The organism is Pedobacter sp. Hv1 (assembly GCF_001412215.1).
Lineage (GTDB): Bacteria > Bacteroidota > Bacteroidia > Sphingobacteriales > Sphingobacteriaceae > Pedobacter.
Genome location: NZ_LLWP01000005.1, coordinates 80,846 through 95,328, shown reverse-complemented (window position 1 = coordinate 95,328; position 14,483 = coordinate 80,846). Strand labels below are relative to the sequence as shown.

The window sequence follows — 14,483 nt, the reverse complement described above, 5'->3', positions numbered from 1 at the left end:
TTATTTAATGTTAAAGTTGAGTAGTTGTTTGCCTTCAAGCCATGCTTCTAATTGATCGCCTTGTTTTACCTGACCCACACCTTCTGGTGTTCCTGTAAAAATAAGATCGCCTTTTTTAAGCGTAATGTATTGAGAAACAAAAGCAATTATCTTTTCAAACGAAAACAAAAGGTTAGCAGTATGTCCACTCTGACGTATTTCTTTATTGATCTGTAGTTCGAATTGCAATTGGTATAGGTCTGCATATTCAGATTTTGGCAAAAAATTGCTGATTGCTGCAGAGTGGTCAAAAGCTTTGGCCAATTCCCAAGGCAAGCCTTTTTCTTTATGTTCGCTCTGAATATCCCTAGCTGTAAAGTCAATTCCCAAGCCAATTTCATCGTAATAATTACTGGCAAACTTTTCTGAGATGTGTTTTCCCTCTTTGCATACTTTTAAAACCACTTCCAATTCGTAATGGATATCTGAAGAGAAATCGGGAATATAAAAGGGCTTGTTGTCTTTTAAAACAGCAGTATCTGGCTTTAAAAATATAATAGGTTTAGTTGGAACAGCATTGTTCAATTCTTTAGCATGCGCAGCATAGTTGCGACCAATGGCAATTATCTTCATAAAACAAAAGTAAAAAAGTAATCTATAGAACGGAAATCTTCCAAACCTTAAGTGCTCCACCGGCAACAATTTTCAGAAAATACATTCCTGCGTTTAGCTTATTAGGAACGGTATAGGTTTTAGTGAGTTCGCCTGCAGCACTTTTTTCGTTTGCTAGGGTTACTACTGTATTGCCTAACAAATCGGTAATGGTTACCGAAAGCTGTGCTTCTTTTTCTAAACGTAAATTGATATTGATCTGATCGCTAACCGGATTTGGGTAAACTTTTAACACGGTTAACATTTTAACTGGTTTGCTATTGTTAACGCTGGTAGTTGAAGCAGATGGATTATAATTGATAGCAGAGGGTTTATAGTTTGAGATGTTTGCTTTAATCTGAGGTACTTTACTCACCACTTTTGCTTTTGGCTTGATGGATAGCTTTGCAGTATCAATGTGTTGGGCAAAAACCGATGGGCCTACCAATACCGCCATACAAGTAATGCATAGGATATTCCATGAGAGCGATATTTTAGACTTAAAACCCATTTAATGCTGGCAAAAATATAAATAATAAAACAAAAAAATCAAACATTTGATACTATAAAACATTATTTAACAATATTTAACACAGCGTTTTTTGGTGAAATTTTACACTTCATTGAGATTAATTTCAGATAAAAATCATAATGGACTTTAATAAATTATTATTTAACTAATTTTGCAACCAAATTTTATAGAAGTGTCAAATCATAAAAACGTTAACGCCCTAACTGCGGGCGGTGTGTTAGTAAGTTTGGGTATTGTTTTTGGAGATATCGGTACCTCTCCATTGTATACCTTAAAAGCAATCTTTAAAACTGTAAAAGAAACGGGTCAATTTATCAACCCAGATCTGGTTTTAGGGGCACTTTCCTGTGTGATTTGGACTTTAACCCTGCAAACCACCATCAAGTATGTAATTATTACGCTAAGAGCCGATAACAAAGGTGAGGGAGGTATATTTTCACTCTACTCTTTGGTGAGGAAAAAAGCAAAGTGGTTGGTTATTCCGGCCATTATTGGGGGGGCGGCACTGTTGGCCGATGGCATTATTACCCCGAGTATTACGGTAACTTCTGCTATTGAAGGTTTGAAGTTAAAATTCCCAACAGTTTCTGTATTGCCAATTGTACTGGCCATTATTACATTGCTGTTTGTGATACAGCAATTTGGAACCAACTTAGTTGGGCGTTTATTTGGGCCAATTATGTTCTTGTGGTTTGCTGCATTGGGCGTATCTGGTTTGGGCCAAATTATGCACGATCCAACCATTTTTAAAGCCTTAAATCCTTATTATGCAATCCACTTGTTGGTGACCAACCCAGGTGCATTGGTTATTTTAGGGGGTGTTTTCTTATGTACTACAGGGGCAGAAGCACTTTATAGCGACCTTGGACATTGTGGTAAGGACAATATTAGGGTAAGTTGGATCTTCGTTAAATTGATGTTGATTTTCAATTACCTTGGACAAGGGGTATGGGTATTGAAAAACCCTAATTATGATCCACATATTGTTAATCCTTTCTTTGAATTGGTGCCACAAGGCCTAGTTTTATACATGGTTGCACTGGCTACAATGGCAGCTGTAATTGCATCGCAAGCAATGATTTCTGGTTCATTTACCTTGATATCTGAGGCTGTTCGTTTAAACTTATGGCCTAAAGTAAGGATCAATTATCCAAGTGTACAAAAGGGACAGTTGTATGTACCTTCTATCAATTGGCTGTTATGGGTAGGTTGTATCATCATTGTACTGATCTTTAAAAAATCAGACAACATGGAGGGAGCCTATGGTTTGGCCATTAACTTAACTTTCTTAATGACCACTATATTGGTAGCGGTATTTATGTTGAGGAAGAAGTTTCCAAAATACCTCATTGTTTTATTTGTGATTTTATACGGTGTGATAGAACTTGCTTTCTTGGTAGGTAATATGGCCAAATTTATACATGGTGGATGGGTAACGTTATTGATCAGTTCGGCTTTATTAAGTGTAATGTGGACTTGGTATAACTCAAGAAAAATCAAAAACCGTTTTGTAAAATATGTAGAAATAGAAGACTATTATGCCATTTTAAATGAGCTGAGCAATGATGAGTCTGTTCCAAAATATTCATCACAATTGGTGTATTTAACAAGTGCCAACTTTAAAACAGAGATCGAATCAAAGATTATCTATTCCATTATACAGAAAGAGCCTAAACGTGCCGATGTTTATTGGTTGGTTCACGTAGATGTAATGGACGAACCTTATACAATGGATTATAAAGTTGAATTCTTAATTCCAGGGAAATTGATCAGGATCGATTTTAAACTTGGTTTTAGAATCGAACAAAGGGTTAATCTGCTTTATCGTAAGGTAGTTGAAGAATTGGTTAAAAATGGAGAGGTTGACATTACCAGTCAATATACTTCATTGAACAAACATAAAATTACAGGCGATTTCCGTTTTGTACTTTTAGAAAAACATCTTTCTAAGTTTACCAACCTAAGTTTTTACGAACAGAGCATTATGGATTATTACTTTGTACTGAAACGTTTAAGTTTATCGGAGGTAAGCAGTTTTGGCCTCGACTCGAGTTATGTGGAAGTAGAAAAAGTACCATTGATCTTTGTTACTCCAGATGATATTGAGCTGAATAGGTTAGCTATTTAACCTAAAAAGCATTGATCAAAAGCCCTTATCTTTTAAGTTAAGGGCTTTTTTTGTGCAATAATGATCAAGTCAGTTACTTGGCTCCCATCTGTTGTGGGGAAGTCTTTTCGGGTTAAATTCAACACCTCAAAATAATGTTGTTGGAGCATAGGGATCAAATCATCAGCCCGGTAATAATGCATGTACACTTCATCGCCTGCACTACCTTTTCTAAGGCCCGATGTACTGTAATCGTCTTCCATTGTACTTAAATACAGCAAGCCATTGGTTTTTAATAAACTAGAAGCATCGGCAATTAACTGAACGGTTTCTGCTTTAGAGAGATAAGGTAAACAGAAGCCACACATTATACCATCAAATTTTTGATCGATACTGGCTATATTTCTACAATCCATTACCTGAAATTGAGCTTGTGGATTGTTAATCTCGGCAAGAGCAATCATGTTTGGAGCTAAATCAATACCTAAAATTTTTAGCTCTGGCCTTTTGCTTAATAAGTATTTGGTAATATTTCCTGGGCCACAGGCGATCTCTAAGATCTGGGCATCTTGTACCTCAACATGGTCGCAAAAGAAATCAAATGTATCACCATATAGCGCTACATCCATAAACTTATCCTGATATTCTTTTGCAAGCTTATTAAATATACTTGCCGCAAACTCATTGTTGTCCATGGCATGGTAAGTTTTTCTTATGCTGGTTAAATGTAAGAAGGTTAACTGGTTAATTGTTTAATTGCTTAACTGAGAACCCAATGTGCAGGTTAAATGTAAGATAGTTAATTATTTATTCGTTTAACTGATAACTCTCAATCTGCAACCCCCAACTCGTAACCCATAACTCGCAACCTTTAACTCAATTGCTGTTGCCCCAATTTGCTATGTTTAAAGCCGTAGGCGAAGTAAACGATTAAGCCAACCACCAACCATATTCCAAAGCCAATCCAGTTAGAAATACCCAACTCGCACATCATGTACAAACAACTGATTAAACCCAATACAGGGATCAATGATAGGTTTTTGGTGATACAATAATAAGTGATGATCAAACAAATAAACAAGAAGATCCACATCGGGATTTTATGCTTAAATAACGACCAACCACTTTCGTATTTTTTATCGTACTGAATGGCAGATTTGCTCATAAATTCATTGTACTGCACAGGTGTAAGGCTATTCAAATAAGCTTCAGCATCTATCTGTTTGCCTTGTAATACAACTGGGCTTGCGCTGATCTCATTTTTAACGGTAGCCAGCTCTTGATCTGTAAGTGAGGTAATGAAAGTTACCGGTCCATTTACTTTGGTCTCATTGCTAATGAAAGCCATTGTCTCCGTTTTAAAGCTTGTAAAGGCCACTGCAATTGAAGCTATTAAAATAATTGGAATAATAAATTTAGAGTTTACATAAGGAATTTTGAACTTTCCTCTTTGTACCCCAGGTCTATTTTGCAATACCAAAACTCCGGCACAAACCAATACAAAGGCAAACAAAGTACCAATAGAACATAAATCTGTTACGATGGTAAGGTTCATGAATAGGGAAGGTACAGCTACTACAAAACCAACCACAATAGTTGCAAAAGATGGCGTTTTATATTTAGGGTGTATTTTAGAAAAAGATTTTGGTAAAAGACCATCACGGCTCATGCTCATCCAGATACGTGGTTGCCCCATTTGGAACACCAACAATACACTGGCCATTGCAAATACTGCACTTACCGCAATAATTCCACTCATTAATTTAAGGTCAATCTGATCAAAAACAAAGGCCAGTGGATCGCCAACTGCTAATGTATCTGATTTTACAATTCCTGTTAATACCAATGCAATGGCAACATATAAAACGGTACAAATGATAATTGCCCACATCATACCTCTTGGTAAGTCTTTTTGTGGGTTTTTACATTCTTCAGCCGTGGTAGAGATGGCATCGAAACCGATATAAGCAAAAAACACTGCAGATACTCCTTTTAATACACCCGATACACCATTTGGCGCAAAAGGATTCCAGTTTTTAGTATCAATATAAAACACACCAACTGCTAAAACCAATAGAATAACCGCAAGTTTAACCACTACCATTGCGTTACTGGCATTTCTTGATTCCTTCATTCCGCGATAAACTAACCAGGTAATAAAGATAATAATGCCCAAAGCTGGTAAATCTGCTACGATATGGAAATTGCCAATTTGTGGAGCACTTGTCCAAGCATTGTTGGCAATACGTGTTGCATCATCTAAATTAGCCATGCTTTTGCCTGCATTTAATAAGGCTTCGGCATGTTTATGGCCATTAAAAGCGGTTAAATAATCCATTGTTGCCCAATCTGGCACATGTATTCCATCAATGCCTAATGCAGGTATTCGAATGGAGGAGAGCAGCCCAGTAAAATAATCCGACCAAGAAATGGCCACCGTAATATTCCCAATGGCATATTCCATAATTAACGACCAACCAATAATCCAAGCCACCAATTCTCCAAAAGCTACATAAGAATAAGTATAGGCACTACCAGAAACAGGTACCATAGAAGCAAATTCTGCATAGGCAAAAGCAGCAAAACTACAGGCAACTGCTGTGAATATGAATAAGAAAATTACTGCCGGACCACCATCTGCGCTGGCTTTACCAATGGTGCTAAAAATACCAGCACCTATAATTGCAGCAATACCAAAAGCGGTTAAATCTCTTACGCCTAGGGTTTTATGAAGTGAATCTCCGTGCTCTCCATATCCCTTTGCCGCATCTTCTAAAATTTTACTAATGGACTTTTTTCTAAATAGTTTTTCGAACATAAATTGGTTAGTTTGCTCAAACTTAAAAAAATAAGTTTAAAACTCAGGTTTCGTATTCCGTTTTGTTACGATTTTTACTTTTTAAATTGATAAAGTCGGTGGCGCAATAAATAGCTGGCCGATTGATAATAGGCAATTGCTTCTTTTTCTAAAACTGGTGCAGATTTTAAAAGGGTAGTAGCAAAACTGGTACTGTCTACAGCAAATGCTTCTACCTTTTGTTGAGGAGATAAAATAATCAGTTTATTGTCTTTGAGATAGCCCAGATTTTGGTAGGTGCTAATAAAAGCTCTTCGTTGACTTGCTGGAGTATTAAAAATATCGAATCCGAAAAACTTAGAGGTGTAACTTACATTGAGCATGCCCAACAAAGTTGGAACCACATCAATTTGAGAAGTTAGGCCATTAAAATTACCTGGTTTAACAATAGACGGTGCATAAATAATCATCGGAATGCGGTAGTTTTTGATCGGTAACTCGGTTTTTCCGGCACTTGAGGCACAATGGTCGGCCACAATTACAAAAATGGTGTTGTTAAACCAAGGTTTGTCTTTACAGTCGTTAATGAACTTTCCAATGGCATAATCGGTATATTTTACCGCACCAGCACGATTGGTATGTGAGGGGATATCTATCCTTCCCTCTGGGTAGGTAAATGGACGATGGTTAGAGGTGGTCATTACCTGACTAAAAAATGGTTTGTCGAGCTTGTAATTTGCATCGAATGTTTTAATGGCCAAGGTAAAAAGATCCTCGTCTGCTACGCCCCAAATGTTCTCGTAATGGATATCTTTTTCATCGGTTATGGCCGAGCGATCAATCACCTCGTAACCATTGTTGCTAAAAAAGTAGTTCATGTTGTCGAAATAACCATAGCCGCCATATAAGTACTGGGTGGTATAACCTTTGCTTTTTAAAACATTGCCTAATGAAAAGCGGCCCTCGTTGTTGGGTCTTTTTACTTCAGATTGCCCTGGGGTAGGTGGTAAGCTTAACGATAAGGCCTCAAGTCCCCTAACTGTTCTGGTACCCGTAGCAAACAGATTAGAAAAGAACAAACCTTGGTTGGCCAGGCTGTCTAAATGAGGAGTAATGTGTTGGGTATTTCCAAACCTAGTAAGAAATTCGCCACTTAGGCTCTCTACACTAATTAATACCAGATTGTAATTTTTCTGAGGACCGGGATAAGTAATCGTTCGGGTAATGGAGGCGATCGAATCACTTTGGAATTCTGCACCTGCAAAATCTTTTTTAACGGTATTAAAAATATCAGCTACGGCTTCTGTTTTGTAAAATTTATCGTAATCTAGTTGGTTATTGAAAAAGGCAGCACCAAAATCATACATTCCATTTCCAGCTAGTTCTGAAGCATATTGGTTGCGGCTAAACTGTTTTGCTTTGTTACTGCCAAATAAAAAAACAAGTACAGGTAAAAGCAAAAGCGGCAATGCAATTAAGGTTCTCCATTTAAAAGTTAGGGGATTGGTTATTGGTGCTTTGATGTATTTTTTTGTAAGCAACAAAGCGAAGATGCTCAATATAAAAATGCCAATCAATAATTTAACAATAGGATATGACTGCCAAATGTTGCCCACCACTTCGGTGGTATAAATGAGATAATCTACAGCAATGAAGTTGTAACGGGTAGAAAATTCATCCCAGAAAAACCATTCAGAAACCGCATTGAATATCAGTAAGGTAATGGTTAACAGTACCAATCCATAAAGAAAAAAACGATGCCATTTTTTGGTATATATTCGATTAGGGACTAACCATAAATACAGTACAAATGGAATCAAAAAGAAAGTACTCATTAACGTATCATTGAACAAGCCGATGAGAAATATGCCCAAAAACTGAAAAATATTACCGTCTAGTTGGTCAAACGAATTTATAAAGAGTGTTAATCTGGTTAAAAAAGAAACAGCAATGATGAATATATAGACAATTGCCAATAGCTTAAAGCGAGTGGCCAAGAGTTTTTTAAACATGAGGCTTAATATTAGGTTGCACGAATGTGCAAAATTAGATTCTAATTCTGAAGAAAATCTGAACCCTTAAAACGAAAAACAACAAAAGGAAATCTATGAGCTAGATTCCCTTTTGTTGCCTATATAGTAAAAAGCTTTTAACTGAAAGCTTAACTCAATTTATTCAATTCGTCTTTTACAAATTCGGCCAACTCTTTAATATAGGCCGCACTGAAGTCGAATTTAATTCCAGCGGTTTCATAAATCTCATTCATAGGTTTGGTATAACCTAATGCCAAGGCAGCTAAGTATTGATCTAGCGCTTTGCTTGGGTTTTCTTTGTAGTTTTTCCAAACGGCAATAGCTCCTAATTGAGCAATGGCATATTCAATATAGTAAAACGGAACTTCGAACAAGTGTAGTTGTTTTTGCCAAAGATTGCCAAACTGTTGTTCAAAATCTGTCCAGTCTGCAAATCCGGCCCCGAAACGGGTATAAATTTGTTTAAAGGCAGCTTCTCTATCTGCGGCATTGTGCCCCGGATTGGTATAGATCCAGTGTTGAAATTGATCAATTACCGCTACCCAAGGTAAGGTTTTGAGCACATCGGCCAATTGCTCTTTTTTGGCTCTGTTTAATTCTTCTTCATTATCGAAATACACATCCCAATTGTCCATCGAAATCAATTCCATACTCATCGAAGCCAATTCTGCAACTTCAGAAGGGCAGTGCTTGAAATCGTTTAATGCCAGATCTGCCGTTAAAAAAGTGTGGATAGCATGTCCACCTTCGTGAACCATGGTGGTTAAATCTCTTAACGAATTGGCCGAATTCATAAAGATAAAAGGAGCACCGGTTTCTGCCAAAGGATAGTTGTAACCACCTGGAGCTTTACCCATTCTACTTTCTACATCAAAAAGATGATTGGCTTTCATAATGGCCAATTTCTCTCCTAAAGAAGGGTTAATGGCCGTAAAACATGCAATGCTTTTGTCAATCAGTTCTTGTCCATTGTTAAATGGTTTTAAAGCAGGTTTGCCAGTTGTACTTACTTCCATATCCCATGGTTTAAGTGTGGTTAAACCCAAGGCAACTTGTCTTTTTTCTGCCTGTTCTTTTAATACAGGTACTACTTCCTTTTCTATGGCTTCTGCAAAATCGTAACAGTCTTTTGGGGTGTAATCAAAACGTCCCAAGGCCTGAAACATATAATCACGGTAATTTTCAAAACCGGCATTGAGCGCAACTTGATGGCGCATGGCTACCAATTCATCAAACAAGATGTTTAAATCGTCTTTAGCAACTAAACGACGTTGCTGAATGGTTTCCCAGGCATTTTGTCTTACGCTACGGTTGGTGTCTTTTAAAAAATTAGCGGCTTGCTCTAATGTAAATTCTTGATCATTAATTTTAACACTCATGGCACCTGTAATGCCTTGATACTTTTGTTGAGCCACCTGTAATTGGGTAAACAGCTCAATGTTTTCTTCTCTATAGAGCTCTAAAGCCTTTTTTACCGCTCGGATATATACAAAGTACTTATCTTGATCCAATTGATCAATAAATGGGCTTTCGCTAAATTTCTTGTTCAGCTCATTTGCAATAGGCGAAATTTTAGGCTCAATCTCAGTTGCGAAGTACTGAAAACTTTTTACTAAATCTTCATTTGCCGTATCGCAGCTCATTTTAATATAGCGCCAAGCAAAATCTTCTTCCAATGCAGCTTCCAGTTCGCTTTTGTCTTTTAACCATTGTTCTAGTTCTTGTGCAGAATTGATCGCTCTTTTTTGCAACTCATCCAAAATTGGAGCTAGATTTTCCCACTCTATTTTAAGATCTTGTGGAATGTATGTTCTTGGTTTTTTATTGATGATCAAGTTATTCATGAGATTAGAAATGATGTGTTCTTAAAAAAGCATCTACTAAAAAGCAAAGTGCAAATATGACTGATGCAAATCCATTGGTAGTGGCAAAGGCCCTATCTACCTTGCTAATGTCTGTGGGTTTAACCAATAAGTGCTGATAGGTAAGCATAGCACAGAAAAAGGCAATGCCAATATAATATACCCAACTAAATTCGGTAAAGAATAAAGGCATAATCACACAGAGTGCCGAAAATATATGTAATACTACCGATAAGCGCAACGCATTTTTGATGCCCAGTGCAGCAGGAATTGAATGTAGTTTTTCTGCTCTATCAAAGCCCTCATCTTGTAAGGCATAGATAATGTCGAAACCACTTACCCAGAAAAGAACAGCGAAAGAATAAAATAAAGGAACAATGTTAAAAACGCCGGTTACGGCAATGTAAGCACCAATTGGGGCAAGGGCTAATCCTAATCCAAGCACCAGGTGGCATAACGCTGTAAACCTTTTGGTATAACTATAAAATAATACCACAAACAAGGCAATTGGCGATAAATAAAGGCATAAATGGTTAATAAATGCAGTAGTTACCACAAATAGGATACAGTTAACAATAACGAAAGTGAGGGCCTCACTTGCAGAAACTTTACCTGCCGGGATATCACGCATTACCGTACGTGGGTTTTTGGCATCGATATTTCTATCTAAGTAACGGTTAAAAGCCATAGCTGCATTTCTAGCAAATACCATACATAAAATAACCAAAGCCAGTAAATACCAATTAAATGGATTTTGAGTAGTGGTTACCCCTAAAAAGAAGCCAATTAAAGCAAATGGCATCGCAAATATAGAATGTGCAAATAAAACGAGTGAAAAGTATTTTTTCATGCTTGAATTTGAAACAATTGATAGGCTATTGTGGTGTTATTGATTAATCTTTGTTGAAAAATTGTGGGTCTACTATTGGCATTACAAAATCTTCATTTACTTCATGAATAAATTGTAAAACCTGATCTCTGCCCTGTGCTTTTTCTGCAGAGGTTACAAAAAATGGAGGTACTTCTTCAAACCAGCCCAATAATGCTTTATTAAATTTTGCAACATTCTGATCGGTTTTAGGCCCAGATTGTTTATCGGCCTTGGTATAAACCAATGCAAAAGGAATCTGGCATTCGCCCAACCATGAACAAAATTCGAGGTCAATTTTCTGAGGCTCTAAACGGCTATCTATCAATACAAAAACACATTGTAGGCTCTCTCTTTTGGTAAGGTAGTTCCTGATAAATTTTTCCCATTTCTCTCTACTGCTTTTTGAAACCTTTGCATAGCCATAGCCAGGTAAATCTACGATATACCATTTCTCGTTAACCAAAAAATGGTTAATCAGTTGGGTTTTTCCAGGTTTTTGCGATGTTTTTGCTAAACCCTGTTGGTTAACCAGCATGTTAATTAATGAAGATTTTCCGACATTAGAACGGCCAATAAAGGCATATTCTGGCATGTCTGGTGCTGGTAAAGCCGAAACCTTGGTGTTGCTTACAACAAATGTGGCAGATTTTATAATCATGGTACAAAGGTAAGAAATTTAGGGATGTGAGGTTAACTGTTTAATTGTAATAACTAGATAACAGACTTACCGCTAACAATTAGACATTTTAGCAATTAAACAATTAACCATTTTCTCTATCTTTGACCACGAATTATGAATCCAGAAATAACTCCATACGCAGGTAACGCAACTAAAAAAGAACAGGTAACCACCATGTTCAATAATATTTCGAATACTTACGATTTTTTAAATCACTTTCTTTCCCTTGGTATTGATATTATTTGGCGTAAAATGGCGATCAAAGAACTGGCAGCTATCCAACCCAAAACGATATTAGATGTGGCAACTGGAACTGGAGATTTTGCTTTCGAATCGATCAAAATTCTTAAGCCAGCGCAAATTATTGGGGTAGACATTTCTGAGGGGATGTTAGAAGTGGCTCAAAAAAAAATTAAAGAGCGTAACCTAGGACATATTTTTTCAGTTCAACTTGGTGATTCAGAAGGTTTGAATTTTGAAGATCATACCTTTGACGCCATTACAGTAGCTTTTGGGGTGCGCAACTACGAACACTTGGAAAAAGGTTTGGCAGATATGTTGAGAGTGTTAAAACCAGGAGGTAAAATTGTAATTCTCGAATTTTCAAAGCCCCGTGTTTTCCCTGTAAAACAACTCTATCATTTCTATTTTAAATACGTTACCCCATTTTTCGGCAAATTATTCTCAAAAGATAAAAGAGCCTATACTTATTTAAACGAATCGGTAATTGCTTTTCCAGATGGACAGGCGTTTACACAGTTAATGGAAAAAGTTGGGTATAAAAATACCAAACACCACTCTTTAACGTTTGGTATAAGTGCCATTTATACAGGTATTAAATGAAGATAAAACTTACTTTACTAATTTGTTTATTATTTGTTTTTGGTGCTACAAAAGCCCAAAACTGGGGTGGCGGTATCGACGATGATAAACTGAGCTTTGGTTTTACTTTTCAATATGTGGCTGCAGAATATAAAATTTTGAAGAAACAGAATTGGCGACAACCCTTTATTATTGCCGATCCTTCAAGTGCTACTGGTTATAGACAGATTACAGATTCGCTTACGGCCGTTTCTTCTCCAGTGTCTCCTGGCTTTGGGATTGGTTTTGTTGTAAATAGCCAACTTAACAATAATCTAGATCTGCGTTTTACGCCTACATTGGTTTTTAGCGATCGTAAAATGTTGTATGCCTATAATAAGCCATTAATGAATGATGCTTCAACTAACGAAAAGTTAAAGACTACTAAAGCAACCATGATAGAATTGCCCATTGGCATAAAAGTTAAATCTGATCGTTTGATGAATTTCAGGGCATACATGTTAGGTGGTTTTAAGTATTCGATCGATATGGCTTCCAGTAAAAAAAATAGCAATGCTAACGTTACTGACGAGATGGAAAAAAACCTGCGCAACAACCGGAGCTATCTTTCGTACGAAGCAGGCATTGGTTTTGACCTCTATTTTGAATGGTTTAAAATGTCGCCCGAATTCAAATTGTCTTATTCTCTAAAAGATGTCGTTAAACATGAAGGCAATGCCTTTGATAGTCCTATTGAAAAAGCAAAGCTCAGACATTTTACTTTCAGTTTATTTTTCCAGTAAGTTCCCCGTTCAAAAATTTATACCTTTGTTAAATCAAATAAATTAACAAATGGCTAAAATTGCATTAATTACAGGTGCAAGCTCAGGTATTGGCGAGGCTTGCGCACATCTTTTCGCCCAACAAGGTTACAATTTGATTTTATTGGGTAGAAGAGAAAACCTGCTAGAAAAAATAGCACATCATTTGGCCGACAAATACGCAGTAGAGGTTAAAAAGATCCAGGCTGATGTTAGAGACAAAGAGAATATCAACTATGTATTAGAAACATTGCCTGCCCAATGGAAAAATGTGGATGTGTTGATCAACAATGCAGGCCTAAGTCAAGGACTAGATCCAATAGATAAAGGCAATACCGACGATTGGGATACCATGATTGATACAAACATCAAAGGCCTATTGTATGTTTCTAAGGTAGTAAGTGGATGGATGGTAGCCCAAAAGAAAGGTCATATCATTAACATTGGTTCTATTGCTGGTAAAGAAGTGTATGCCAATGGCAATGTGTATTGTGCAACCAAACATGCGGTAGAGGCTTTAAACCAAGGTATGCGTATAGATCTTTTACCTTACGGGATAAAAGTAACGGGCATACACCCAGGAATGGTAGAAACCGAATTTTCTATCGTCCGTTTTAAAGGTGATGAAGGTAGAGCGAAAAAAGTTTATGATGGCTTTGAACCCTTAATTGCACAAGATATTGCAGAAGCCATTTGGTTTGCGGTAAGTAGACCAGCCCATGTAAATATCAACGACATGCTAATTATGCCAACTGCACAGGCAACAGCAACAACAGTAAAAAGAGACTAACAGGTTAACTGTTTAAATTGAGAAATTGCCTGATGCAGTTAACCAGTTGAAACAATTAATCGATTAAACAAGAAGAAAATGATATCAACTACAATAGATCAAGAAATAAAACAAGCCATGTTGGCTAAAGATCAGGCCAAACTAAGAGGTTTAAGGGCCATTAAAGCAGCTTTGTTATTGGCAAAAACAGAAAAAGGACATGCAGAAGAGATCAATGCAGATGCAGAAATTAAAATTCTACAGAGATTGGTTAAACAACGCAAAGAGTCTGCAACCATTTATAAAGAGCAAGGTCGTGAAGATTTATACAATGTAGAGCAAGAGGAAATAGATGTAATTAGCCAATTTTTACCACAACAATTGGATAGAGCAGCTATTGAGCAAATTATTGCCAAAATTATTGCCGAATCTGGTGCAACAAGTGTTAAAGAAATGGGAAAAATAATGGGCTTAGCTAATAAAGAATTAGCAGGCAAAGCTGATGGAAAATTAATAGGGGAAATTGTAAAAGCGCAATTGGCCTAAAATTAGTATTGCATCAGTAATGCGGTTTTTAGAAA

At 36.8% G+C, this 14,483-nt stretch carries 13 protein-coding genes; 5 read left to right on the top strand and 8 right to left on the bottom strand.

Annotation, left to right across the window (positions count from 1 at the left end):
* Both AQF98_RS11980 and AQF98_RS11975 read right to left on the bottom strand, forming a co-directional pair.
* A complete protein-coding gene (locus AQF98_RS11980) occupies window positions 1-612 on the bottom strand; it encodes a fumarylacetoacetate hydrolase family protein (RefSeq protein WP_055132205.1) in 612 nt (203 codons plus the stop codon).
* A gap of 22 nt (window positions 613-634) precedes the next feature.
* Window positions 635-1,141 (bottom strand): T9SS type A sorting domain-containing protein, encoded by a 507-nt coding sequence (locus AQF98_RS11975; protein ID WP_235524222.1) that lies wholly within the window; start codon window positions 1,139-1,141, stop codon window positions 635-637.
* Between the two features lie 193 nt (window positions 1,142-1,334).
* On the opposite strand from AQF98_RS11975, the gene AQF98_RS11970 reads away from it, so the two are divergent.
* The gene (locus tag AQF98_RS11970) at window positions 1,335-3,290 is read left to right on the top strand and encodes a KUP/HAK/KT family potassium transporter (protein ID WP_055132203.1); all 1,956 of its coding nucleotides are present in this window, start codon (window positions 1,335-1,337) and stop codon (window positions 3,288-3,290) included.
* Window positions 3,291-3,322: 32 nt separating this feature from the next.
* Here the strand turns inward: AQF98_RS11970 and AQF98_RS11965 are convergent, their stop codons facing one another.
* From AQF98_RS11965 to yihA, 6 genes are all read right to left on the bottom strand, one after another.
* The gene (locus AQF98_RS11965) at window positions 3,323-3,964 is read right to left on the bottom strand and encodes a trans-aconitate 2-methyltransferase (RefSeq protein WP_055132202.1); all 642 of its coding nucleotides are present in this window, start codon (window positions 3,962-3,964) and stop codon (window positions 3,323-3,325) included.
* Window positions 3,965-4,140: 176 nt separating this feature from the next.
* Window positions 4,141-6,087 carry an amino acid permease gene (locus tag AQF98_RS11960; protein ID WP_055132201.1) on the bottom strand — a complete coding sequence of 649 codons (1,947 nt, stop codon included), beginning with the start codon at window positions 6,085-6,087 and terminating at the stop codon, window positions 4,141-4,143.
* A 74-nt stretch (window positions 6,088-6,161) separates the two neighbouring features.
* Complete coding sequence (locus AQF98_RS11955) at window positions 6,162-8,078, bottom strand: LTA synthase family protein (RefSeq protein WP_055132200.1); 1,917 nt, start codon at window positions 8,076-8,078, stop codon at window positions 6,162-6,164.
* 149 nt (window positions 8,079-8,227) lie between these two features.
* Complete coding sequence (locus AQF98_RS11950; protein ID WP_055132199.1) at window positions 8,228-9,943, bottom strand: M3 family oligoendopeptidase; 1,716 nt, start codon at window positions 9,941-9,943, stop codon at window positions 8,228-8,230.
* A 4-nt stretch (window positions 9,944-9,947) separates the two neighbouring features.
* Window positions 9,948-10,811 carry a UbiA-like polyprenyltransferase gene (locus AQF98_RS11945; protein WP_055132198.1) on the bottom strand — a complete coding sequence of 288 codons (864 nt, stop codon included), beginning with the start codon at window positions 10,809-10,811 and terminating at the stop codon, window positions 9,948-9,950.
* Window positions 10,812-10,854: 43 nt separating this feature from the next.
* Window positions 10,855-11,490 carry a ribosome biogenesis GTP-binding protein YihA/YsxC gene (gene yihA / locus AQF98_RS11940; protein WP_055132197.1) on the bottom strand — a complete coding sequence of 212 codons (636 nt, stop codon included), beginning with the start codon at window positions 11,488-11,490 and terminating at the stop codon, window positions 10,855-10,857.
* Between the two features lie 135 nt (window positions 11,491-11,625).
* On the opposite strand from yihA, the gene ubiE reads away from it, so the two are divergent.
* The 4 genes from ubiE (at window position 11,626) to AQF98_RS11920 (ending at window position 14,448) form a co-directional block, all read left to right on the top strand.
* Entirely contained in the window at window positions 11,626-12,354 is a 729-nt protein-coding gene (ubiE, locus tag AQF98_RS11935; protein WP_055132196.1) for a bifunctional demethylmenaquinone methyltransferase/2-methoxy-6-polyprenyl-1,4-benzoquinol methylase UbiE, read from the top strand.
* Window positions 12,351-13,115, top strand: coding sequence for an outer membrane beta-barrel protein (locus tag AQF98_RS11930; protein ID WP_055132195.1), 765 nt, complete (start codon window positions 12,351-12,353; stop codon window positions 13,113-13,115). Before ubiE ends, AQF98_RS11930 begins: the two co-directional genes overlap by 4 nt.
* Window positions 13,116-13,164: 49 nt before the next feature.
* Window positions 13,165-13,923, top strand: coding sequence for an SDR family NAD(P)-dependent oxidoreductase (locus AQF98_RS11925; protein ID WP_055132194.1), 759 nt, complete (start codon window positions 13,165-13,167; stop codon window positions 13,921-13,923).
* Between the two features lie 78 nt (window positions 13,924-14,001).
* Window positions 14,002-14,448: a GatB/YqeY domain-containing protein gene (locus AQF98_RS11920; RefSeq protein WP_055132193.1), complete on the top strand. Its 447-nt coding sequence runs from the start codon at window positions 14,002-14,004 to the stop codon at window positions 14,446-14,448.
* Window positions 14,449-14,483: the final 35 nt, after the last annotated feature.

What these genes read in the sequence shown, in the direction of transcription:
- AQF98_RS11980 (WP_055132205.1), bottom strand. Translation starts at nt 612, where the DNA reads ATGAAGATAATTGCCATTGGTCGCAACTATGCTGCGCATGCTAAAGAA.
- AQF98_RS11975 (WP_235524222.1), bottom strand. Translation starts at nt 1,141, where the DNA reads ATGGGTTTTAAGTCTAAAATATCGCTCTCATGGAATATCCTATGCATT.
- AQF98_RS11965 (WP_055132202.1), bottom strand. Translation starts at nt 3,964, where the DNA reads ATGGACAACAATGAGTTTGCGGCAAGTATATTTAATAAGCTTGCAAAA.
- AQF98_RS11960 (WP_055132201.1), bottom strand. Translation starts at nt 6,087, where the DNA reads ATGTTCGAAAAACTATTTAGAAAAAAGTCCATTAGTAAAATTTTAGAA.
- AQF98_RS11955 (WP_055132200.1), bottom strand. Translation starts at nt 8,078, where the DNA reads ATGTTTAAAAAACTCTTGGCCACTCGCTTTAAGCTATTGGCAATTGTC.
- AQF98_RS11950 (WP_055132199.1), bottom strand. Translation starts at nt 9,943, where the DNA reads ATGAATAACTTGATCATCAATAAAAAACCAAGAACATACATTCCACAA.
- AQF98_RS11945 (WP_055132198.1), bottom strand. Translation starts at nt 10,811, where the DNA reads ATGAAAAAATACTTTTCACTCGTTTTATTTGCACATTCTATATTTGCG.
- yihA (WP_055132197.1), bottom strand. Translation starts at nt 11,490, where the DNA reads ATGATTATAAAATCTGCCACATTTGTTGTAAGCAACACCAAGGTTTCG.
- ubiE (WP_055132196.1), top strand. Translation starts at nt 11,626, where the DNA reads ATGAATCCAGAAATAACTCCATACGCAGGTAACGCAACTAAAAAAGAA.
- AQF98_RS11930 (WP_055132195.1), top strand. Translation starts at nt 12,351, where the DNA reads ATGAAGATAAAACTTACTTTACTAATTTGTTTATTATTTGTTTTTGGT.
- AQF98_RS11925 (WP_055132194.1), top strand. Translation starts at nt 13,165, where the DNA reads ATGGCTAAAATTGCATTAATTACAGGTGCAAGCTCAGGTATTGGCGAG.
- AQF98_RS11920 (WP_055132193.1), top strand. Translation starts at nt 14,002, where the DNA reads ATGATATCAACTACAATAGATCAAGAAATAAAACAAGCCATGTTGGCT.